Here is a 21462-nt window from a genome sequence, read left to right as displayed (position 1 = left end):
ACGGAAATGAGCAACGAGGTGGGGGCACCACCCGCTTGCGGGGGAGAGCGGCGCCAATGAGCATTGTCGGAGTCGGGATCGACGTCGTCTCCATCACTGATTTCGCCGAGCAGGTCGACCAGCCCGGAACCGTGTTCGCCGAAACCTTTACGCCCGGTGAGCGGCGCGACGCCTCGGACAAGAGTTCGTCGGCGGCACGCCACCTGGCAGCGCGTTGGGCGGCCAAGGAGGCGGTGATCAAGGCCTGGTCGGGGTCGCGCTTCTCCCAGCGACCGGTGCTTCGCGAGGACATCCACCGCGATATCGAGGTGGTCACCGACATGTGGGGACGACCGCGGGTGCGGTTGACCGGGGCCATCGCCAAGCATTTGGCCGACGTGACGATCCATGTGTCGCTGACCCATGAAGGCGACACCGCAGCCGCGGTGGCCATCCTGGAGGCTGAGTAAGCGTTCGCGGTGGGGGCGCCAAGCAACGAGACCGACGTTAGTGCAACATTCCTGTCCCTTTTCCACGCTGGCGTCGATCTCGGCGTTACCGAACTGCCGCTAGCCTCAAGATCATGAGCGATCTGGTCGAACGCGTCCGCGAGGTACTACCGTCGGTGCGCCGTGATCTGGAGGCGCTGGTCCGCATCGAATCGGTCGGGGCCGACCCTGCCCGCCGCGACCAGGTGGACCGCAGCGCCCAAACGACGACGGATCTGCTGTCGCAGGCTGGTTTTGACGACGTGCAGATCGTCAGCGAGGGCGGTGCACCCGCCGTCATCGCCCGGCATCCGGCACCGCCGGGAGCGCTCACTGTGCTGCTGTATGCCCACCACGACGTGCAGCCCGAAGGCGATCCCGCACAGTGGACGTCACCGCCTTTCGAGCCGACCGAACGCGACGGCCGACTCTACGGACGCGGCAGCGCCGACGACAAGGCCGGTATCGCAACGCATTTGGCGGCGTTTCGGGCCCACGACGGCCAACCCCCGGTGGGGGTGACGGTGTTCGTCGAAGGCGAGGAGGAGTCCGGTTCACCGTCGCTGGGCCGTCTGCTGGCTGCGCATCGCGACGCGTTGGCCGCCGACGTGATCGTCATCGCAGATTCGGACAACTGGAGCACCGACGTCCCCGCGCTGACGGTGTCGCTGCGCGGACTGGCCGACTGTGTGGTCGAGGTCGCCACCCTCGACCACGGCCTGCACTCCGGTCTGTGGGGCGGGGTGGTTCCGGACGCGCTGTCCGTACTGGTGCGCCTGTTGGCCAGCCTGCACGACGACGACGGCAACGTCGCGGTGGCCGGTCTGCACGAAAGCACAGCCGCCGCAGTCGATTACCCCGCCGAGCGGGTGCGTGCGGAATCTGGTCTGCTAGACGGAGTAAGCGAAATCGGTTCCGGATCGGTACCGCAGCGACTGTGGGCCAAGCCGGCGATCACCGTGATCGGCATCGACACCACATCCATTGCCGCATCGTCGAATACGCTGATCCCGCGTGTTCGCGCCAAGGTCAGCATGCGCATAGCTCCCGGCGGCGACGCCGCCGCGCATCTGGATGCATTGCGCGTTCATCTAGAACAGCATGCTCCATGGGGTGCACATGTGACGGTGACGCCCGGCGACATCGGCCAGCCTTACGCCATCGACGCCAGCGGCGCAGTTTATGACGCTGCCCGCGCGGCATTCCGGCAAGCCTGGGGCGCTGAGCCGGTCGACATGGGGATGGGCGGCTCGATCCCGTTCATCGCCGAGTTCGCCGCCGCGTTCCCCGAGGCCGCGATCCTGGTCACCGGCGTGGAGGATCCCGCGACGCAGGCGCACAGCGTCAACGAGAGCCTGCACCTGGGTGTGCTGGAACGGGCCGCGACCGCCGAGGCGCTGCTGCTCAGCCTGCTGAATACGTCGACTGGGTGAGTTCTGCGATTCGCCGCTTTTCGGTGAGCGCCTCTGTTCAATGAGAGCTGTTCGATCAGGACGGAGCAGCCATGAGCCCAAGTGTGCAAATCCGAACGATCACGACCCGGATACCTGCACGACTGGACCGCTTGCCCTGGTCGCGGTTTCACTGGCGCATTGTCGTTGGTCTCGGTGGCGTTTGGGTGCTTGACGCGGTCGAGGTCTCATTGGTTGGCAGCGTGTCGTCTCGCCTCACCCAGCAAGGCAGTGGTCTCGGGCTCAACGCCGCACAGGTCGGCTGGGCGGCCGCGTTCTACATCGCCGGGGCGTGCCTGGGTGCGCTGTTTTTTGGTCGGCTGACCGATCGCTTCGGAAGGCGCACTCTGTTCACGGTGACGCTAGGGCTGTATTTGACCGCGACCATTGCGACCGCATTCGCCTTCGCGCCTTGGTATTTCTTCATCGCGCGATTTTTTACCGGTTCTGGGCTAGGAGGCGAATACGCCGCCATTGCCTCGGCGATCGACGAGTTCATCCCGGCGCGGGTGCGCGGTCGCGTGGATTTGGTGATCAGCGGGTCGTACTGGCTGGGTGCTGCCGGAGGAGCGGCCGGCGCACTGGTATTGCTGAACACGTCGATCTTCCCGATGAATATCGGGTGGCGGCTCAGCTTCGGTATTGGTGCCGCTTTGGGTGTCATGGTCCTTTTTGTCCGCCGCGGTGTCCCAGAAAGCCCACGGTGGTTGGTCATTCACGGAGACGAGCAGGAAGCCGAGCGGATCGTCGGGACGATAGAAGATCAGCTGCGCCAACAAACTGGGCGATCGCTTCCCGAACCGCAAGGGTCGCCGCTGAGAATTCGTCAACGCACAACGATCCCCTTCCGGGAGATCGCCAAGGTGGCATTCACGCTGTACCCGCGACGCGCGGTTCTTGGACTGGCACTGTTCAGCGGGCAGGCGTTCCTTTACAACGGGGTGACTTTCAATCTGGGCACACTGCTAAGTGGGTTCTATGGCGTAGAACCCTCGGTAGTACCGATGTTTGTCATATTGTGGGCGCTCAGTAATTTCGCCGGCCCGGTGGTGCTCGGGCGGTTGTTCGATACCGTCGGCCGCAAACCGATGATCACGCTGACCTACGTCGGTTCGGCGGTCGTGACGGTAGTTCTGGCCGTGCTGTTCGTTAGCCATACTGGCGACGTCTGGACATTCATCGTCGTACTCGCAACGGCGTTCTTCCTGGCCTCCTCGGGTGCGAGCGGGGCGTTCCTGACGGTGAGCGAGATCTTCCCGATGGAGACCAGGGCGCTGGCGATCGCGTTCTTCTACGCAGCGGGCACAGCGGTCGGCGGGATCAGCGGGCCGTTGGTATTCGGCCAGTTGATCAACTCCGGACAGCGCGCACAGGTCGCCTGGTCGTTCCTCATCGGAGCAGTTTTGATGGCAGGTGCAGGCCTTGTGGAACATTGGTTTGGTATCGCGTGCGAGCAGCGCTCGCTGGAGGAGCTGGCATTGCCTTTGACAATGGCCGAAGTTGACCGTCGGGACGAGTCGGCCAGCGCCGAGGATGCCACTCCTGCACCGAGCCCAGAACCCGAGGCGACGCCGGTCGGGAGATCGCTGGGCGGGCCTAGACCGAGAGGTCACGGCGGAGTTTGGCGACGTGGCCGGTGGCCTTGACGTTGTACTGCGCGACGGCGATCTTGCCCTTCTCGTCGACCACGAACGTCGAGCGGATCACGCCTTGCACGGTCTTGCCATACATCTGCTTTTCGCCGTAGGCGCCCCAGGCGGTCAACACTTTGCGGTCGGGATCGGACAACAACGGAAACGTCAGGCCTTCGGCGTCACGGAATTTGGCCAGCTTCTCGGGCTTGTCGGGGGAGATGCCGACGACGTCGAGGCCGGCGCCGTTGAGTTCAGCCAGACTGTCGCGGAAGTCGCAGGCCTGCTTGGTGCAACCGGGGGTCGACGCCGCGGGGTAGAAGTAGACGATGACGCGCCGGCCCTTGTAATCGGCCAGCGACACCTTCTTCCCGTCGGCATCGGGCAGGCTGAAGGTGGGCGCTTTGTCGCCCCGCGCGAGGCGTGCGGTGTCGGTCAAGGAAGGTCCCTTTCTGTTCACCGGCACGTTGGGTCGGCGCCGGCTGATTTAGGGTAGGTCGGCAGGCACCAACCTAGACCGAGCCCGGCCTTGGTGCGCCGACGACAGGGAGGACGAGAGTGGTTGAGCGGGATCCTGACACCATCAAGCAGGAGATCGACCAGGCCCGCGACCAGCTCGCGTCGACCGTCGATTCACTGGCTGAGCGGGCCAATCCCCGCCGACTTGCCGACGACGCCAAAGCCCGGGTGATCGGGTTCGTCAAGAAGCCCGTGGTGGCAATCTCCCTGGCCGGCATTGGGGCTCTTGTCGTAGTCGTTGCGGTCCGCAGGGTCAGGAATCGGTGATCAGCCGCGCTTCGCGCCGAGCCGCCCTGGCGCTGTGCTGGTGCCTTCTGGGCTTCTCGTGATTCGCGGGTCCCCAACGCAGATAAGGTCAAACTTGTTGGTGTCGCGTCTGCTGCCAATAGGGCAGCCATCGCTCCTCGAGGAACCCGTTGAGGTCCGAACTCCCCTCGGCGGCTGGTTTGGTGGTTCGCCATGCGACATGGCCATCAGGGCGTACCAAGAGGGCGCCTCGATGACCGACCTCGAATAGCGCCAGCAGTTCACCCTGATCGCGCGGGTCCGCGGCGGCAAGGGACGTCACCACGATGGGGAGTACGGCCGAGTGCCGCTGCGTGCGCAGCGCAGCGCTCCATTGCGGTGCACTTGAGGTGAGGAGGGTGAGCCCGCCGGGGCAGAGTATGTCGTGAACCGGTACCGATCGACCCTCGTGAAGTACGGAGGCGTGCGGCAGGCGTGCCCCGGGCCTTGTAGTAGGGCGGTACGTAACGATGTCGGACTGCCCGAGCGGACTGTCATCTGACCCGGGGGCTATCAGTGGGCCCCGGTATATGTAGCCAAATTCAAGCCCCTGGAACACGAAGTGTTCGAGTTGGCCTGGGATGGCGGCTGAAATCTGTGCACGGAGACGCCGCGCGCGGGCGCCTCCGGCCAGCAGCACCTTGGTGCGCCTGGTCTGTAGCTGCGTCGCTTGGTCACAGGCCAATCCCAAGAGCCGTCCCGGCAGCCAAGAGAGCGGCGGACGGGCGACAGCCTCGGTGGCCTTGCAGATTGCCCGGTTGGTGATACCAAGTGGAGCGGTGACCTCGTCGAGGCGGAAAAAGTTCTTGACGCTTTGCTGCGCGAACAGCTCAACGACTGGTCGCCGCTCGGGATCATATGTGTCGAGCAAGGCGTCGTCTGCGTGTCCGTTGATAATCGCCGTGATTTTCCAGGCCAGGTTCTGCGCATCCTGCACGCCGCTGTTGAGACCGAAACCTCCTGCGGGCGGGAACCGGTGAGCGGCGTCACCCGCGAGTAGCAGTTGCCCACGCCGAAAGCGGCTTGCGATCTGTGAGGTCATAGTCCACGTGCCGGTGGAGCGGACGGTGAAACCGTGGCTCATTCCCAGCACCTCGGGGAGCATTCGGTTCCAGAACGCGTCGCCATCCCGTGCAACCGCTTGGTCCCGGTGGAGGTACGGCGTCATCAGCACGTAGTGATCGGCGGCATGCGAGATAAGCGCGCCACAAAACCGCGGCTGGTATATCCAAGTCAGCAGTGGCCTGGGCGTGTCGGCACCAAACAGCCGGGGGGCATGGAAGAAGACGCTGCCCATGTGGGTCAGGACCTTGCCTGGCATCCCGATGCCGGCGCGCTCGCGGACGGCGCTGTCAGCCCCATCCGCTGCGACCACGTAACGGGCACCTAGCCGCTCAACCGGCCCTAGCCGAGGGCGGATGTCGACGACCATGCGGCCGGACGTCTCGCAGACCCGCTCGACTGATGTGCCGCGCCGAAAATCCACTAGTGGTTCGCGTTCCAGTGCGGCCCAGAAGACCGGCATGAGGAGATGCTGCCCGATGTGGGATATGAGGAACGGACTGTAGGATCGCAGCCGCTCCTCTAGTTGAGGGTCCGCTGCCACATCTATCTCACCCAGCGGCGCGTCGGCCAATCCGCAGCACCAGCGGATGCTTCCCAACTTCTCGGTAGGTGCCGCGAGTGCAAGAATTTCTTCCGCCAGGGCGGGTGACGCCTGATGCCAGATCTCAAGGGAGCGGGCGTTAATGACGTGGGCGGCGGGATGGACCAGGGGTTCTTCGCGACGCTCGAGGACGATGGGGGATATGCCTCGTCGGGCCAGGAGCAAGGCAAGGGTGCAGCCGGTCGAACCGCCGCCCACGATGACAATCTGGTCGTCGGTCATCGCTCAGCGCTTTGTCCAGCAGTGGAACGCTCGTTTATCCGGGCGGCCGTACCCCCGACGGGCGCCAGAGCCCCGCTTGCAGGGGTCAGCGGAGTCGTCGCCGAGGTGCCGCCCCGGCGAGGGTGTCACCCGCACCGCCATCAAGCCCACGCGCCAGACACGCGAAAGATCAAGACTGCAGGGCATCCCGCTCGATTCGTGAGGCCTCGATTACGCAGACCGGCGAGACGGTCTGGACAATTCGCGTTAGGTGAAAGCCGCTGCGCCGCAGAAGTTCACGATGCTGCGCCGCGGTGCGTTCATGGCCTTCAGTGAGTAGCAGCAGTTCCAGGTCGACCCAGTTGCCGGTGAACTCGCGGTGATGTCGGGGAATCACCATCTCCACCAGCAACAGCGTGGCCTGATCGTGTGCCGCTGCCGCGACGTTGCGCAGGATAGTCTGAGCAGCTTCATCGCCCCAATCGTGGATGACCAATTGAAGGACGTACGCGTCGCCGCCGGTGGGCACACTGTCGAAGAACGAGCCGCCCTCGACGCGCGCCCGGCTACTCACACCGGCGCGGTCGAGCACTACCGGCGCACCGGTGACGACGTCGGGCAGGTCATAGACCACGCCGCGGGCGCTCGGAGTAGCAGCAAGTATCGCTGCGAGCAGTCGGCCGTGTCCGCCACCGACATCGACGATGACGGGAAACCTCCCGAAGTCGTAGGCATCCACCACCGAAGCCGCGGCTATCCCGGCGATGGCCGTATGGGCGTTGTTGAACAGCGAGGCCAAATCGGGGTCCTCAGCCAGATAGGAGAAGCCGTCGGTGCCCAACATCGACGGGACGACCGACTGTCCGGTCCGCACCGCGTCGATCAGCAAAGACCAGAGTTCGCGGTATTTTTCCGATCCGTAAAACCGCGCCAAGCCAGCCACCGAGAGGGGTGCATCCGAGCGCAATGTGGCGGCCAGCGGAGTCAGCGCGTAACGGCCGTCGCGCAACTCGCGGAAGATGCCGCGGCCGATCAACGCCCGCAGCAGCCGCGCCAGCGCCGCGGGGTTCGCGCCGACCCGGCGAGCCAATTCGTCGCGGGGCAGTGGCCCGTTGGCCAGGGCGTCGGCCAGCCGTAGTTCGGCGGCCACGGCGATGGCTTGCGACACCATGTGACCCACGATCAGTTCGCTCATGGCTTGCGGGGCCGGGACGAGTTTTTGATGTAGGCGGTAGAGATAGTGACGGATACGTTCCAGTGCGCGCACCAGCGAAACCGGGGGTGTGGGAAAAGGTAGTGGGGCGATCTGCTCGTCCATGGCTATGTCCTTCCCGGCTGGACGTGGCCATTTAATGTGAGATCGGCCTCGTTCAGTGCGACGGGCACGTCGATGAGATCCGCAGCAAGGTTACCGTGTGTACAAGCACCGCGGACCCGTTGCTCGGGTCGGCGGCCGCGTCGGCCGGTGAACTAACGACGCCCTAAACTCGTGCAACCTACGAGGAGATTTGTGTGATGACAAAAACACCTCGACTGCGCGATGTGCTGAGCCGGCTAGCTGCGCTCAACGCCTCCTTTCGCAGCCCGCCGAACGGTGTCTCCGGTCGGCGTGGCCCAGCAAAAGGTCGGGCGACAGGATAATGGCGACTGTTATGTCAATAGCAAACGACGTCGAACGCGACATCGTCGAGTACCTGCGGGCGCACCACGGCGTCGAAGCCGATGAGATCACCGACGAATCCACGCTTGCCGATCTGGGACTGGATTCGCTTGGAGTTCTTGCTATCGCCGACATCCTCGAGACCAAATACGGCATCTCGCTCGACGATGAGCGCATCGCGGGTGTCCGCACATATTCCGATTTCAAGAACTTCATCTTCTTGAACCGAGCGAAGCGGCCTACGGCTGAGCAATCTGGTTGACAACTCGATCATCGGAGCCACATCGGCATGAGTGCATACATCACGGCCACCGGCGCGTTTCTTCCCGGCTACCCGGTGCCCAACGACGAAATCGAAGACTACATCGGAAAAGCGGGGCGCGCGTCCTCCGATCTCAAGGACCTTATTCTGGCGAACTGCGGGATCAAGACGCGCCACTACGCGATCGATAAGAGTCAGCGAACCGTGGTATCGAATGCGGCGATGGCGGCTGCCGCGGTGCGCAACGCCGCCGAACGCGCCGGGCTGGGCCCCAACGACGTCGAACTGCTGTCGGCGGCAACGACGATGCCGGATGTGATGGGTCCCGGGCATGCCAGCATGGTGCATGGCGAGTTGGGCTACGGTCCGCTCGAGATCGCGACCGCGCATGGTATCTGCAGTTGCGGGATGATGGCGTTGAAGAACGCCTATCTTCAGGTGGCGATCGGCGAGAAGCGCAATGCGATTTGCGTGGCCAGCGAGTTGGCATCACGGGGTTTCAAGAGCACCCGCTGCGAGGAGATGGGGGCGATCGACGACGACGGGTCGCTGCCGATGGAGACCGCGTTTTTGCGCTACATGCTCTCCGATGGGGCCGGTGCCGCGGTGGTTGAGAGCGCGCCCGCGACATCGGGGATCAGCCTTCGCATCGACTGGATCTCGCTGACGTCGTTTGCGAACACCGAGAAGGCGTGCATGTTTTTCGGCAGCAACGACAACGCGTGCGCGAAGACCTGGGGTGACTACCCGACCATCGCGGCGGCCGCCGCCGACGGTGCGCTCGCTTTGCGGCAGAAGCTCTCCCTGCTGCCGCACTTGGTACGCGTTGGAATCGATGAGTACGAACGTCTACTCGCCATGGGCAAGTTCGACCCGGACACAGTGACCTGGTTTCCCGCCCACTACTCGAGCGAACGAATGAAGGCCATGATGTTGGGCGAGTTCTCTCGGCGGGGCGTCGCCACGGGTGGTCCGGAGACGTGGTACAGCAACCTTACGAGAGTCGGAAACATCGGCAGCGCAGCCATCTTCGTCATTCTCGACGAGATGATGACGGAGGGCCTGATTAGGGACGGCGACACGCTGTTGTGCATGGTCCCGGAATCGGGCCGGTTCGTGGTCTCGTTCATGCATCTGACCGCGGTGACATCGGCTGCGGTCTCGGACCCCCAGTCATGACTACGGCGTCCGACGTCGTCTCGGTCGGGCAGCGTCGCCCTCGCGCGGTGGTGTACCTGTATTCGCAGACCGGGCAGCTGCGCGAGGTCGCCGATGCATTGACCGCTCCTCTGGTCGCCCGCGGGTGGGACATCCGTTGGGTGCAGGTACAACCACGCGTCGAGTTCCCGTTTCCGTGGCCGATCCGGCGATTCTTCGGGGTGTTCCCCGCGGCGGTGGATCCCGAGTCGCTCGTGGAGCTCATCGAACCGCCGGGCAGCTTCTGTACCGACGCGGAGGAATTGGTCATCCTGGCCTATCAGGTGTGGTACCTGGCGCCATCGCTGCCCATCCGGTCACTGCTGAAAGCGCATCCCCAGGCGGTCCGCAACCGGTCGGTCGTCTCGCTGATTGCCTGCCGGAACATGTGGTACTCGGCGGCGATCGAAGTGTCCGCGCTGCTGCGATCCGCGGGTGCTCGACACGTCGGGGTTATCGCCGCGACCGACACACGGCCGCAGGCGACGACACTCGTGACCACGCTGCGCTGGCTGCTGACCGGCCATCGCGAACCCTTCCTGTGGTTCGGGAGGGCCGGGATCAGCGACGCGGAACTGGCTCGGCTCGTCGATGTCGGGCGATGCATCGGCGAATCGAGGCGGTGCCCGCAAGACGCGGCGCCCATCGTGCCCACACTGGCTGCGGCAGATCTCCTCGCCGGGACGGTGTTTCGGAGGTGGGGCGCAACAGTCAGGTCGGCTCAGCGATTCGGCTCGATAGCGCATGGCGCGAGCTTGGCAACATTCGTGCTCGGCTTGGCGGTCGCCATCGTGTTAGGTCTGCCGCTGATCGGATGCGCGGCACTCGCCGGCGGCACGCGGTTCGACGCGATGGTGGCTGGTTTCGTACGGCGGCGGATTTCGATTGGCGGGGCAGCTGTCTACGAGGCGGCGACCCCGTGATGGCCCGCCCCGCAGACCCGTCGCCGTCAGGTTCTCGTCGTTCGTGCGGGCCGGCCCGATCCGCAAGCTGGGCTGCGGTGCCAGCGAACCGCAGCTTTCCATCGGCGATGTCCGCTGACGCTTCGGAGTATCAGGAACTTGTCGACTGGCTGACCACAAAGGTCGCCGGATATGTCAACGTTGCGCCCGACGCGATCGGCATCGATACGCCGTTGGCCGATTGTGGGATCGACTCCGTCTCCGGTCTGGCGCTGTGCGCGGACCTGCAGTGCGAGAAGGGATTCGCCGTCGACACCACCATCGTCTGGGACTACGCGACCATCGATGCCATCGCGGCGTATCTGGTCGGCGAGCGAGCGGCGCCGTGATACCGATCGCCGTGGTCGGTATCGACTGCCGCTTCCCGGGCGCGCCCGACAAGGAGGCGTTCTGGCGACTACTCATGGACGGCGTCGTCACCGACACGGAAGTGCCCTCGCAGCGTTGGGATATCGACACCTTCCATCACCCCGACGGTGTCGCCGGATCGATGAACACCCGACGCGCCCATTTCATCGACGACGTGGACGCATTTGACAACGACTTTTTCGGCATCGCGCCGATCGAGGCGGCGGCGCTCGACCCGCAGCAGCGACTGCTACTTCAGGCATCGTGGCGCGCACTGGAAGATGCCGGAATTGATCCCCGGTCGCTGGCCGGCACGCCAGCCGGGGTCTTCGTCGGAATGATGTCCAGCGAGTGGGGCCTCCGTCAGATTCTCGACTTCGCCGGGCTCACCGTATTTCGTGGTACAGGCAGCGGCTACTTCATGACGGCCAACCGCATCTCATACCACCTGAACCTCACCGGACCGAGCATGGCGATTGATTCCGCGTGCTCGTCATCATTGATGGCCGTGCACCAAGGCTGTGCCGCGCTGGGCTCCGGGGAAACCGACACTGTCATCGCCGCGGGTGCGAATCTGCTTCTGACGCCTGCGCTTTCGATCTTCTACACCCAGGCCGGGCTGTCCGCGCCGGATGGTCGCTGCAAACCGTTCGGGCAGTGCGCAGACGGCATCGGCCGGGGTGAGGGCGTGGCCGCGGTAGTGCTGCGCCGACTGGACGACGCCGTTGCCGACGGCCAGCCGATCTACGCCGTCGTGAGGAGTTCGGTTGCCAACCACGATGGCCGCAGCAACGGGATCACCGCCCCGAATCGTCGATCCCAGGTGCAGCTGATGCGCCGCGCGCTCGATCTCGCAGAACTTGAGGCCGGACAGATCGACTTCGTCGAAGCACATGGCACCGGCACCGTTCTCGGCGACATGATTGAGGCCAACGCGCTGGGCGATATCCACCAGACGCGCGGCAGCGAGCCATGCCTGCTGGGTTCGGTCAAGGGAAACATCGGGCACACCGAGGGCAGCGCAGGGATCGCGTCGTTCATCAAGGCCTGCCTGGCGCTGCACCATCGCATGCTGCCGCCGACGGTGTTCGGCGACAGGGCCAATCCGCGGTTGCGGCTGGAGGCGCATGGGCTGCGCCTGGCCGACGGTCCGGAGGAATTGCCAGCGAACGGTGCAGTGGGCGCGGTGAGCTCATTCGGACTGGGCGGCAGTAACGCGCACGCGGTGCTGGAGTCGGCGCCGGCCGCAGCGGCGCCCCATCCGGGTGCGACGGGAGTCCTGACCGTGTCGGCGCCCTCTGAGCAGGCGCTGCGGCGCAACATCGCTTCGATCGCCACCGCGCTGCAGACTGTCGACGATCAACGGCTGGCCTCCTGGTGTCGCGCCACCAACATCGTGAAGCGATCGCATCGGTGTCGCTTCGTGCTGGAAGGTAACCGCGGAACACTGGTCGATGGGCTGCGGGAGTTTCTCGCCGGCGCGCGTCCCGATCTGGCGTCGTCCGCCCCGATGCGCAAGGTCCCCGCCGCCGTGGGGCTGTTGTGCTCTGGGCAGGGCACCCAGTACCCGGGCATGACGCGGCCGCTCTACGACGCCAATCCCAGGTACCGGGAACATCTGGATGCCGTGACGGCCGCCCTCGACCAGCACATGTCATCGGACCTTCGTTCGGTGATATTCGGCGACGCACCCGGCCTCGATCACACCAGCCTCGCGCAGCCGGCGTTGTTCGCGGTCTCCTACGCGCTGGGAACGACATTGCTGCAGAGCGGGATCCGTCCAGCCTTCGGCATCGGCCACAGCGTCGGCGAGCTCGCCGTCGCCTGCCTCGCCGGCGTGTTGTCCCTCGACGATGCGGCACGGCTCATCGCAATCAGAGGACGTCTGATCGGCTCCTTGCCCCCCGGCGGCGCGATGATCGTGGTCGACCTCGGTGTCGAGCAGGCCGAGGCACTAGTCGCAGACGAGCCCGAGTGCGCGATCGCAGCCGTCAATGGGCCACGCTCGGTGGCCATCTCCGGTGCCGCCGATGCGGTGGCGCGGGCCCAGGCCGCGGTTTCCGAAAAGGGTGGAAGAGCAGTGAACCTGAGGGTGTCCCATGCCTTTCACTCGCCGCTGATGGAGCCCATCGTGGCGGAATTCCGGCGCGAGCTGTCGGGGCTCGCGCCAGGTCCCTCGGAATTCCCGCTCTTCTCTACCGTGCTCGGCAGAGAAGTTGAGGGCCACGATATGGACAGCGACTACTGGGCCAACCAGATCTGTTCACCGGTGCGGTTTTTCGACGCAGTTCAGGCTGCCGGGAGTGCTGCAAGTGCCGACTATCTCGTCGAGGCCGGTCCGCGTTCCACGCTGCTCGCCCTTGCCATGCAGTGCGGACTGTCGTCGCAGATTCGGTCGTTGCCATTATGCGGCGGACCGTGTTCAGACGGAGCGGAGCTGATGGCCGTGGCTGCGTCGATGCTGCGTGATGGGTACTCGCCCGACCTATCGCCGTTATACGGCAGGCCTGCTGACCCGCTGCAGCGGATTCCGCCATACGTCTTCGACACTTCCAGTCGGTTCTGGTTCGACGGCGGGGTCGCCGCCGTGCCGCCAACGGCCCAGCCCCCGATCGTCACGCCCGTCGCCGAGCGAGAGCAGCGTGCGTGCGTCCCGGCCGAGATAGAGGGGGCGGTACTAGCGGTGATCGCCAATGTCGGCGGCTATCAGGTCGCTGAGCTTGGCCGGTCCAGCCGGCTCGCCGAAGACCTGGGCTACGACTCGCTGCTGCAACTTCGCCTCATCGATGGGCTGCGCTCGGAATATCCCCAACTTGAGCACATCAGCGTCGCCGAGGTGCTGCCGAAGATTCGAAGCGTCGGCGATCTCGTCGACTTCGTGGTGCGGTGGTTCAATAGGGCCGGCGTGAGCGGATGACACCCATCGAATTGGTGTGCTTCCACCCCGCCGGACCCCACGCCCAGCTCGGCCGCGCCATGGCCGCCTGGCTGGCGTATTTGCCTGCTCAACAACGTATTTCGTGCGGAATGGAGCCGGTTTTCGTCGCATCCAATCGCGCCCCACACTTACCAGTGGCGCAGGAGCTGATCCTATGAGCATCTTCACCCGCGAAATGCTTGCGTCTGCGGCATCGTCACCGCACGGCTTGACCGCCGGCACCGTTGCGGATCCCATACGGTTGAGCTGGAGCGAAGTCCACGACCAGGCGAAGCGGATGGCTGGCAGCCTGGCCGCCAAGGGAGTTGGCCGCCACGGCTCGGTCGCGGTGCTGGCCACCGACGCGGCGGATGTCGCACCGCTCGTACAGGCGATCTGGCTGCGCGGCGCCGCGGTGACGATGCTTCAGCAACCGACACCACGCATCGACCTCGCTGTCTGGCTAGGCGATACCGTGCGGGCGATCCTGATGATCCATGCAGACCTGGTCGTCGTCGGGGAACCTTTTTTAATGGCGGGGGATCATTTGCTGGCCCACAACCTGGCCGTCTGCACGGTCGAGTCGCTACGCGGCGCCAAGCCGATCGAGCCCGACGACGCGGACGAGGCCGACGAGGCGGATATCGCGATGCGCCAGCTGACGTCCGGGTCAACGGGCGTACCCAAGGCCGTCGAAATCAGTCACGCTAACCTCGCCGCGAACACCGTCGCAATTTGCCATGCGGTGGACATTGAAATCGACAAGGATGTGATGGCCAGCTGGCTGCCGCTCTCACACGACATGGGCATGATCGGTTTCGTGCAGTTCCCCATGCAGGTGGGTGTGGAAACCGTCGTAGTCACGGCGGACCAGTTCCTGCGGCGACCACTCACATGGGCCGAGTTGATCAGCAGGCACCGCGCATCCATTACCTCGGGCCCCAACTTCGCGTACGCGGTGCTGGCCCGCGTCCTGCAACGGGCCGACCCCACCGATATCGACCTCTCATCGCTGCGGCTCGCGGTGAATGGGGCCGAACCCATCGATCATCGCGATCTGGTGAACTTCGCCACCGTCGGCGCCCGCTTTGGCCTGAGACCCAGCGCACCGACGGTCGCCTATGGGCTTGCCGAGGCCACCCTGATGGTGTCCATGGGGGCACCGCACGACCAAGCGATCGTCGACTCGGTCTCCCGGCAGGCTATGGCGGAGGCACACCGCGCTCAGCTGGTTCCGGATGACTCGGAGAACGTGCAGCACGTCGTGTGCGTGGGATTCCCGGTCAAGGGCATGGACGTGCGCGTCGCCCGGGATGGAACGGCGCAGGGGCCTAGAGAAATCGGCGCCATCGAACTTCGTGGTCCTGCTGTCGCCAGCAGTTATCTCACGCCGGACGGGGTCATTCCACTCGCCCGCCAGGACGGCTGGGTCGACAGCGGGGACCTGGGTTACCTCGACGAGGAGGGGCGGATCTACGTGTGCGGCCGCACAAAGGATCTCATCGTGCTGGCCGGGACGAATCTGTATCCCCACGACATCGAGCGTGCCGCCGAGACCGTCGACGGTGTGCGCAAGGGCTGCGTGATCGCGCTGCGTGTCGACGCCGCGCGAGAGGGCTTCGCGGTGCTCGCCGAAGTGCATAACGTAGATGAGGAGGACGCTCGCCTGCGTATCAGCCGGGAGATCACAGCCAGGGTGAACCACCAAGTTGGGCATGCACCGCGGGAGGTACGGTTGTTCCCCGCCGGAACCTTACCGAAGACAGGTTCGGGCAAACTTCGCCGCAACAGCGCTCGAAAACTGTTGTCCCAAGGAACACTCGGCGCAGACACCACGAGCCCAGCCTCACTAACTGAAGCCGAGCCCGCGGCCTCCGGTAAACCAGGCTGATGCGCTGCGCTGGGTCGGGCAGACACTGGCCGCGATGCAGGGTTCACCGCTAGGCGCGCTCAAGAGGCGGCGAAGTATCGGGTGCGCCGTGTCTTGCGGTATCGCCGAGGCCGATCCATTCGTGCAGCCGGGTAAGCGGTTTGGGCGCCCACCAATTCAGCCGGCCAACCACCCGCATGAAGGCAGGCACGAGCAACATCCGAACCAGGGTCGCGTCCATCAGCACCGCCAGCGTGAGCCCGAGGCCGACCATCCGCACGAACGACACCTGCGCTGCCATCAACGCGGCGAACGAGATCGACATCACCAGCGCAGCCGCGGTGACCACCCGGCCGGTGCGCGCGACGCCGAGCGCAACGCTCTCACTATTGGCGGCCGGTGTGTGATCCGATTGGAGCCAGTACTCGCGGATCCGCGAGATCAGAAAGACTTCGTAATCCATAGATAGTCCAAATGCGATGCAGAACAACAACACTGGCAGGTTCACATCCAGCGTGCCCGTGACTGTTGAACCGAGCGCGCCGAGATGCCCGTCTTGGAAGACCCATACCAGCGCACCGAACGCGGCGGTCAGCGACAAGATATTGAGCAAGACGGCCTTCACCGGCAACACCACGCTGGCGGTCAACAGGAACAACAGGACCAGCGTGATGCCAGCGATGATCCCGAGCACCAGGCGTAGGCGACTGGTGATCGCATGCACGCTGTCATGATTGCCCTGTGCGACGCCTCCCAGCTGCACGGTTTTGTTCGCCGGGGTAGCGATGGTATGCAGCCCGTCCAGCTGACGCGCCGACTCGTCCGAGAACAGCGGCGTGATGCTGGTTACGTTTAAGAAAGCGCTACCGTCCTTGACGCCGGTTGGTGCCGTCGGCGGACCGGCGAGGCGGCCGTCGACGAAGCTACCGCCGGGTGAGGCCACCGACGACACGTCAGACACTTTCGACAGCGCCGACGCGTAGCGGCTGAAGTCATCAGTGCTGACCCCGTCCGCATCGGGCATCACCACGGTGATGTTGGTCAGCGGGTTGACGGCAAAGTCGTTGCGCAGCTCATCGCCGAGCTGGCGCGCGGATGTCGAGGAGGGCAGCATCCGGTCGTCGGGAAAGCCCCACTTGACTCCGAGGAACGGCGCTCCAAGCACCAGCAGCACGACGATGATTGCGGCTCCGATCAGTACCGCGTGATGCATGACAAACGTCGTCAAGCGATACCAGAACGTCTGCTCGACTGGCTTGGGTGACGGGTCCGGGCGACCTAGCATCCGGCGCAACAGCCTACTTATGTCCAGCAAGTCGAGACGATCGCCGAGCAGCGTGATCGCGGCGGGGGTCACCACGATCGAAGCGGTGGCCGCCAAAGTGACCACGGCCACGCCTGCGTACGCGAAAGACTTTAGGAAGTATTGCGGGAACAGGACCATCGCCAGCATCGACGACGCGACCGTCATCGCCGAAAACAGCACAGTGCGTCCCGCGGTCGTCATGGTGCGCTCCAGCGCGGCGAATGGGTTGGCGCCTGTGGCCATCTCGTCGCGATAACGGCTGAGGATCAACAGGGTGTAGTCGATCGCGAGTGCCACGCCCAGCGCGACGGTCAGGTTCAACGCAAAGATCGAAACGTTCGTCAACAGCGAGACCAGGCGCAGCATCGCCATCGTCCCGAGGATCGCGAAGACACCGACTGCCATCGGCAGCGCGGCCGCGACGAGACCGCCGAACACCCAGATCAGCACCAAGAAACTCAGTGGCAGCGTGAGCGATTCGATGAGCACCAGATCCTTCCGCGTCTGGTCGGTGGTCTGCCAATAGATCGTGGGCTCGCCGCCGACACGCACCGTGACGCCGTCGCGGTCATGCACGAGTTCGTCAGCCAGTTGTCTGGCGTACTTCGGCGCCTCGTTATCGTTGCCGGAGATGCCGGCCGTGATCAGCCCCGTCTTGCCGTCCTCACTGATAAGCGCGGCGGTGTGGGCGGTCCATGCGGACGTCAGCTCGCCGACATGCGGGGAGTTCTGTAGCTGCCGCACGATGTCGGTGCCCAGCGTTCGGGCCGCGCTGCTCTCGGCGCCTTCGTTCGATGTGACGCTGACGACCATCGTCATGTCGCCCTGATCGAACTTGTCTGACAGCAGTTTTGCGGCCTGCGACGACTCAGATGTCGGATCCCGCATGCCGCCGCCCGAGAGACTCTCGGTTACCGGGATACCGACGATTGCGGTGCCGACCAAGACGAGGAACGCCACAGCGATAATGCGCCGGGGTACCCGGATGGCGATTCGAGTGACTCCCTGCAGCACGTCACGCCCCCATCGGTCTTTCTCCGTGGCTGCTGCAGTCTATGCGCCACCGCACTACTGCGGGAGCGGTCAGCCGGAGACGATCAGTCCAACGCCGGTGGGTTTGCTACATACTGGCCGTCGCGCCGGACAGCGCCAGCACGGTCTGATACCTCTGCTCAGCCACGCTCAACTCCCTCATTCGAAGGAGTGTCAAGGATCAGCCGAAGTAACTGTCAACCACCAGCCGAACACCGTCAGGCATCACCCGAAGACAGCGGGCCTGCTGCGGCCGGTTGATCAGCGCGGACTGCCGGCCCTACTTGTGAAGTGCGCCGTCAGGGTTTAGAACCCCGGACCCGCTGATTAAGAGCGGGCGGTTTTCGTTGCCTCCCGGTGTGTCCGGTTGTGTGCCCTATTCCGTTGGGCGGCAATGTTTCGCCTAACTCATTACTTCCTGTCGCAGCCGGTCGATTCCGGTCGATTGTTGTCATTTGCGGCGCATAAACGTCACCTGGCACTAGTAACCCGGCTCAGGGAAACTCACTCCACCTGCTCCGATGGGGTGAACGGTGCGAACGTAGGCAGCGGGCGGTCGATCCCGTAGTGGTCAATAGACCGCTGCTGCAGCAGGGTGGAAGCGCACTTTCGTGGTCGGCTGTGGACGGCGCCGATCTCGCCAGGGAACCTGATGCCTCGTAGCCTTTACATGTGGCAAACGTCCCCGAAACCCGGTATACGAAGACCTTCGACGGCCTGCACATCGCCTACCAGGTCACCGGTGAAGGCCCGATCGATCTCCTGTTTAACGTCGGGCTAATCAGTCATGTCGAAGCCGCTTGGGAATTGGCAGCACACGCTCAGTTCTTCCGTCGCCTCGCCTCATTCAGCCGCCTCATCCGGTTCGACAAGCGCGGAAGCGGCTTGTCAGACCCCGTCAGCCGAGCTGCAACTCTCGAAGAACGCATGGATGACATGCGAGCCGTGCTCGATGCAGTTGGTTCGGAACATGCCGTCCTGATGGGCATCTCCGAGGGGGGTGCGATGGCAATGCTCTTTGCGGCCGTCTACCCAGAACGGACCTCCGCCCTCGTGTTGTACGGCACGGGTGCTCGGGTCTGCCGAGCGCCCGATTATGACTGCGGGTTCGAGCGAGCCTTCGCCGAGCAGGTGGTGGCGTCGGCCGTTGAGGGGTGGGGACGACCAGGTGGCCGCCTGTTTAAGATTCTTGCGCCAGGAGCCGCGAGCGATCCCCGGCTCCAGGAGGGGTGGGCGCACTACGAACGGCTGGCGGCGAGCCCCGGTCAGTTTGCGGATGCCACGAGTATGAATTTCGATATCGACATTCGCTCTGTACTGCCCACAATCCACGCGCCCACTCTGGTGGTACATCGAGACGACGATCTCCTCTTCCCGGTATGCCATGGGCGATATCTGGCCGAGCACATCCCTGGTGCCAAGCTCAGAGTGCTCCCCGGATCGGACCATCTGTTCTGTTTCGGGGATGCGGACGGGATCGCCGACGAAATCGAAGAATTCCTGGTCGGCGCCCGGCACACCCGAGAGCCCGACCGAGTGCTCTCGACGATTCTCTTCACAGATATCGTCGGTTCCACTCAGCGGGCGTCGGCCCTGGGTGATCGCCGGTGGGGTGACCTCCTCGACCGCCACGATGAGCTTGTCCGCCGCCAGCTCGCACACTTCGGGGGTCGAGAGATCAACACGCTAGGTGACGGATTCGTCGCCAGCTTTGATGGACCGGCACGGGCAGTCCGATGCGCAAGAACCATCACCGCTGAGGTTCCATCGTTGGACCTCGAAGTCAGGGCAGGAGTGCACACCGGGGAGTGCGAGGTTCGGGGCAACGATCTGGCTGGAATAGCCGTGCACGTCGCTGCTCGGGTCGGCGCCTTGGCGCCTCCGGGCGAAGTCCTCGTGTCGAGCACGGTCCGAGACCTTGTGGCCGGGTCTGGCATCCGCTTTGTCGAACGTGGTACCCACGTGCTTAAGGGCGTGCCAGAGGAGTGGCGGCTTTTCGCCGTGGAGAGCGTGTAGCGCAGAACGGCCGCGAACAAACACACGCGAATCGCTTGGGCAGGCAGCCTGATTATGTTCAGCGTCGCCATCAACTTGGCTTGGGTCGCCGACCTGGGCGGGGAGCGGTAGCCGTGGCGGGCAGACCGCCGCTGCGGATCGGCCAGCACGGCAAGATCAGCCGCAAGTACCTCGGCGATGGGGTGTGGGAAGCCCAGTGCCGCGTCCGCGACTCGGACGGCGTGACCCGACGGGTGCGGCGAGTCGGCCCTCCGGACGATTACGACCGACACGGCAAGCTCGCCGAGGATGCGTTCATGGAGGCGCTGACGCAGCGGCGTCCACCATCGGGCGCACCGGACCAGATCGGCGCCGATACGCCCGTGATGGTGTTGGTGGAGGCCCACCTTGCTCGACTGGCAGAGGACGGACGCGCCCCAGCCACCAAGCGACATACCGCGTCGTGGCCGGCAAGCTGCGGGCGAAGCTCGGCGGGGTGCGGGTTGGGGAAGCCGACCTTCTTGACGATGCAATAAGCGGCGCATAAACGGCCCCTCGGAGCCGGTTCTCAATCAAAAATGGGCTTTGAAGTGCGCCGTCAGGGTTTCGAACCCCGGACCCGCTGATTAAGAGTCAGATCAGCTACGTTTTTGGGCGTCCGCAGGCGTCCGCAGAGGTGCCCGCCGGGGTGGTCAGGTCCGATACCTGACCTGCAAAAACCATCCCTAGCTGTCCGCCGCTGTCCGCTGCCGTCCGCCGGGGAGTTAACGACGAGTTGTGACAACGTCGTGACACCGAGCGAGTACTGCGGAAGCTCTGCGCACGTTCCCCTTTGGCGCGACGTGCGGCGCCCCGACCAACTAGCACAACATCGGGTGCTCGTAATGCGTCGCGGTCGACGCGGTTGGCCTGTCGGTGACCGCGAGTAGATTTTTGGGCACTGCCCGCGCCGCTGCGGAGGATGGTCTACGAACCCAAATCGGCGTCACTAAAGCGGGAACCGCACGACCGGGCCGCTTGTCCACACATGGTGTGGACGACGAAGACGCCAAGCCCTACGGGCCGAGGGACTCGACCCCGACGACCCTGCGGTGATCGCGGCGATAGACCTTGTCCGGTGGGAACTCTCGCTCGGTGCTTGAGTTACCGTACCCGCCCGGACGGGCGTCCGTGCACTGTGCCCGGCCACCGCGTGGATGAGGAAATAGCAGAATTTACCCCGGCGCGGCCATGACCATCACCGCTGGCCGCCATCCGCAGCACGGCGGTCCGCTAGCGCCATGACAAAGATCGCACCGATACTGTTCTAGAGTCTGGCGGGTTCTTCCCGTGAAAAGCGCACTTTGTCTCCTGTCGGAGTGAATAGTGTTGCGCGTGAACGATAATGCTTTCCCAGATGTGCGGTGGGGTCATGAACCACCCGCGGCACTCAAGAGACCGGTACTCGCCTTTCTTGGCTCGAAGTTTGGTTCCTGGTGTTTTCGCAAACTCGCCCCGGTGGACGGCCAACTTCTGCGCCGAAGCAACGGTCGTTTCACAATTCTCGGCCCGATCGGAGCTCCGCTGCTGCTGCTGACCACCACCGGCAGAAAGTCGGGTGAGCGACGCGAGATACCACTGACTTACATGCGAGAAGGCGATCGCCTCTTCCTGGTCGGAAGCAACTTCGGACAGGCCACTCACCCCGCGTGGT

General features: G+C 64.5%; 16 protein-coding genes, 1 tRNA gene and 1 pseudogene. 13 read left to right on the top strand and 5 right to left on the bottom strand.

Going from position 1 to position 21462, the window contains the following annotated elements:
- Positions 1-56 precede the first annotated feature (56 nt).
- From VEI45_RS11120 to VEI45_RS11110, 3 genes and pseudogenes are all read left to right on the top strand, one after another.
- The gene (locus tag VEI45_RS11120) at positions 57-449 is read left to right on the top strand and encodes a holo-ACP synthase (RefSeq protein WP_324853065.1); all 393 of its coding nucleotides are present in this window, start codon (positions 57-59) and stop codon (positions 447-449) included.
- Between the two features lie 113 nt (positions 450-562).
- Complete coding sequence (locus VEI45_RS11115; protein ID WP_324853063.1) at positions 563-1900, top strand: dipeptidase; 1338 nt, start codon at positions 563-565, stop codon at positions 1898-1900.
- A gap of 71 nt (positions 1901-1971) precedes the next feature.
- A pseudogene (locus tag VEI45_RS11110) lies at positions 1972-3462 on the top strand (MFS transporter); the annotation flags it as partial.
- 52 nt (positions 3463-3514) lie between these two features.
- On the opposite strand, the gene bcp reads toward VEI45_RS11110, so the two are convergent.
- Positions 3515-3988: a thioredoxin-dependent thiol peroxidase gene (gene bcp, locus VEI45_RS11105; RefSeq protein WP_324853060.1), complete on the bottom strand. Its 474-nt coding sequence runs from the start codon at positions 3986-3988 to the stop codon at positions 3515-3517.
- Positions 3989-4107: 119 nt separating this feature from the next.
- On the opposite strand from bcp, the gene VEI45_RS11100 reads away from it, so the two are divergent.
- Positions 4108-4335: a DUF3618 domain-containing protein gene (locus VEI45_RS11100; RefSeq protein WP_324853058.1), complete on the top strand. Its 228-nt coding sequence runs from the start codon at positions 4108-4110 to the stop codon at positions 4333-4335.
- Between the two features lie 88 nt (positions 4336-4423).
- On the opposite strand, the gene VEI45_RS11095 is transcribed toward VEI45_RS11100, so the two are convergent.
- Entirely contained in the window at positions 4424-6241 is a 1818-nt protein-coding gene (locus VEI45_RS11095) for an FAD-dependent oxidoreductase (RefSeq protein WP_324853056.1), read from the bottom strand.
- A gap of 169 nt (positions 6242-6410) precedes the next feature.
- On the bottom strand, positions 6411-7538 hold the full coding sequence (locus VEI45_RS11090) for a methyltransferase (protein ID WP_324853054.1): 1128 nt from the start codon (positions 7536-7538) through the stop codon (positions 6411-6413).
- A 334-nt stretch (positions 7539-7872) separates the two neighbouring features.
- Here VEI45_RS11090 and VEI45_RS11085 point away from each other — a divergent pair, with 334 nt between their 5' ends.
- From VEI45_RS11085 to VEI45_RS11060, 6 genes are all read left to right on the top strand, one after another.
- On the top strand, positions 7873-8142 hold the full coding sequence (locus tag VEI45_RS11085; protein ID WP_324853052.1) for an acyl carrier protein: 270 nt from the start codon (positions 7873-7875) through the stop codon (positions 8140-8142).
- A 27-nt stretch (positions 8143-8169) separates the two neighbouring features.
- Positions 8170-9321 carry a 3-oxoacyl-ACP synthase gene (locus VEI45_RS11080; RefSeq protein WP_324853050.1) on the top strand — a complete coding sequence of 384 codons (1152 nt, stop codon included), beginning with the start codon at positions 8170-8172 and terminating at the stop codon, positions 9319-9321.
- Positions 9318-10262, top strand: coding sequence for a hypothetical protein (locus tag VEI45_RS11075; RefSeq protein WP_324853048.1), 945 nt, complete (start codon positions 9318-9320; stop codon positions 10260-10262). The genes VEI45_RS11080 and VEI45_RS11075 overlap by 4 nt, the downstream gene beginning before the upstream one ends.
- 107 nt (positions 10263-10369) lie before the next feature.
- Positions 10370-10630, top strand: a complete 261-nt coding sequence (locus VEI45_RS11070; RefSeq protein ID WP_324853046.1) for an acyl carrier protein — start codon at positions 10370-10372, stop codon at positions 10628-10630.
- Complete coding sequence (locus tag VEI45_RS11065; RefSeq protein WP_324853045.1) at positions 10627-13566, top strand: type I polyketide synthase; 2940 nt, start codon at positions 10627-10629, stop codon at positions 13564-13566. The genes VEI45_RS11070 and VEI45_RS11065 overlap by 4 nt, the downstream gene beginning before the upstream one ends.
- A gap of 175 nt (positions 13567-13741) precedes the next feature.
- Positions 13742-15457, top strand: a complete 1716-nt coding sequence (locus VEI45_RS11060) for a fatty acyl-AMP ligase (protein WP_324853043.1) — start codon at positions 13742-13744, stop codon at positions 15455-15457.
- A gap of 49 nt (positions 15458-15506) precedes the next feature.
- Here VEI45_RS11060 and VEI45_RS11055 read toward each other — a convergent pair whose 3' ends face one another.
- Positions 15507-17756, bottom strand: a complete 2250-nt coding sequence (locus VEI45_RS11055) for an MMPL family transporter (RefSeq protein WP_324853041.1) — start codon at positions 17754-17756, stop codon at positions 15507-15509.
- A 690-nt stretch (positions 17757-18446) separates the two neighbouring features.
- Between VEI45_RS11055 and VEI45_RS11050 the strand changes: the two genes are divergently transcribed.
- Both VEI45_RS11050 and VEI45_RS11045 read left to right on the top strand, forming a co-directional pair.
- Positions 18447-19790 carry an adenylate/guanylate cyclase domain-containing protein gene (locus VEI45_RS11050; RefSeq protein WP_324853040.1) on the top strand — a complete coding sequence of 448 codons (1344 nt, stop codon included), beginning with the start codon at positions 18447-18449 and terminating at the stop codon, positions 19788-19790.
- Between the two features lie 113 nt (positions 19791-19903).
- Entirely contained in the window at positions 19904-20305 is a 402-nt protein-coding gene (locus VEI45_RS11045; RefSeq protein WP_324853038.1) for a hypothetical protein, read from the top strand.
- A 55-nt stretch (positions 20306-20360) separates the two neighbouring features.
- Here VEI45_RS11045 and VEI45_RS11040 read toward each other — a convergent pair.
- Positions 20361-20441: transfer RNA gene (locus VEI45_RS11040), tRNA-Lys, on the bottom strand.
- 825 nt (positions 20442-21266) lie between these two features.
- On the opposite strand from VEI45_RS11040, the gene VEI45_RS11035 reads away from it, so the two are divergent.
- Positions 21267-21462 (top strand): nitroreductase/quinone reductase family protein (locus VEI45_RS11035; protein ID WP_324853036.1); only part of this gene is annotated, 196 nt, incomplete at its 3' end.

The sequence above is a fragment of the Mycobacterium sp. genome, assembly GCF_035623875.1.
In the GTDB taxonomy this organism is placed as follows: domain Bacteria; phylum Actinomycetota; class Actinomycetes; order Mycobacteriales; family Mycobacteriaceae; genus Mycobacterium.
The sequence above is the reverse complement of the archived record's forward strand: the minus strand, read 5'-3'. Positions and strand labels throughout refer to the sequence as shown.

Excerpts from the sequence above, each read along its gene's own strand:
- VEI45_RS11085 (WP_324853052.1), top strand. The coding sequence starts at position 7,873 with ATGTCAATAGCAAACGACGTCGAACGCGACATCGTCGAGTACCTGCGG.
- VEI45_RS11120 (WP_324853065.1), top strand. The coding sequence starts at position 57 with ATGAGCATTGTCGGAGTCGGGATCGACGTCGTCTCCATCACTGATTTC.
- VEI45_RS11095 (WP_324853056.1), bottom strand. The coding sequence starts at position 6,241 with ATGACCGACGACCAGATTGTCATCGTGGGCGGCGGTTCGACCGGCTGC.
- VEI45_RS11115 (WP_324853063.1), top strand. The coding sequence starts at position 563 with ATGAGCGATCTGGTCGAACGCGTCCGCGAGGTACTACCGTCGGTGCGC.
- VEI45_RS11090 (WP_324853054.1), bottom strand. The coding sequence starts at position 7,538 with ATGGACGAGCAGATCGCCCCACTACCTTTTCCCACACCCCCGGTTTCG.
- VEI45_RS11060 (WP_324853043.1), top strand. The coding sequence starts at position 13,742 with ATGAGCATCTTCACCCGCGAAATGCTTGCGTCTGCGGCATCGTCACCG.
- VEI45_RS11070 (WP_324853046.1), top strand. The coding sequence starts at position 10,370 with ATGTCCGCTGACGCTTCGGAGTATCAGGAACTTGTCGACTGGCTGACC.
- VEI45_RS11080 (WP_324853050.1), top strand. The coding sequence starts at position 8,170 with ATGAGTGCATACATCACGGCCACCGGCGCGTTTCTTCCCGGCTACCCG.
- VEI45_RS11075 (WP_324853048.1), top strand. The coding sequence starts at position 9,318 with ATGACTACGGCGTCCGACGTCGTCTCGGTCGGGCAGCGTCGCCCTCGC.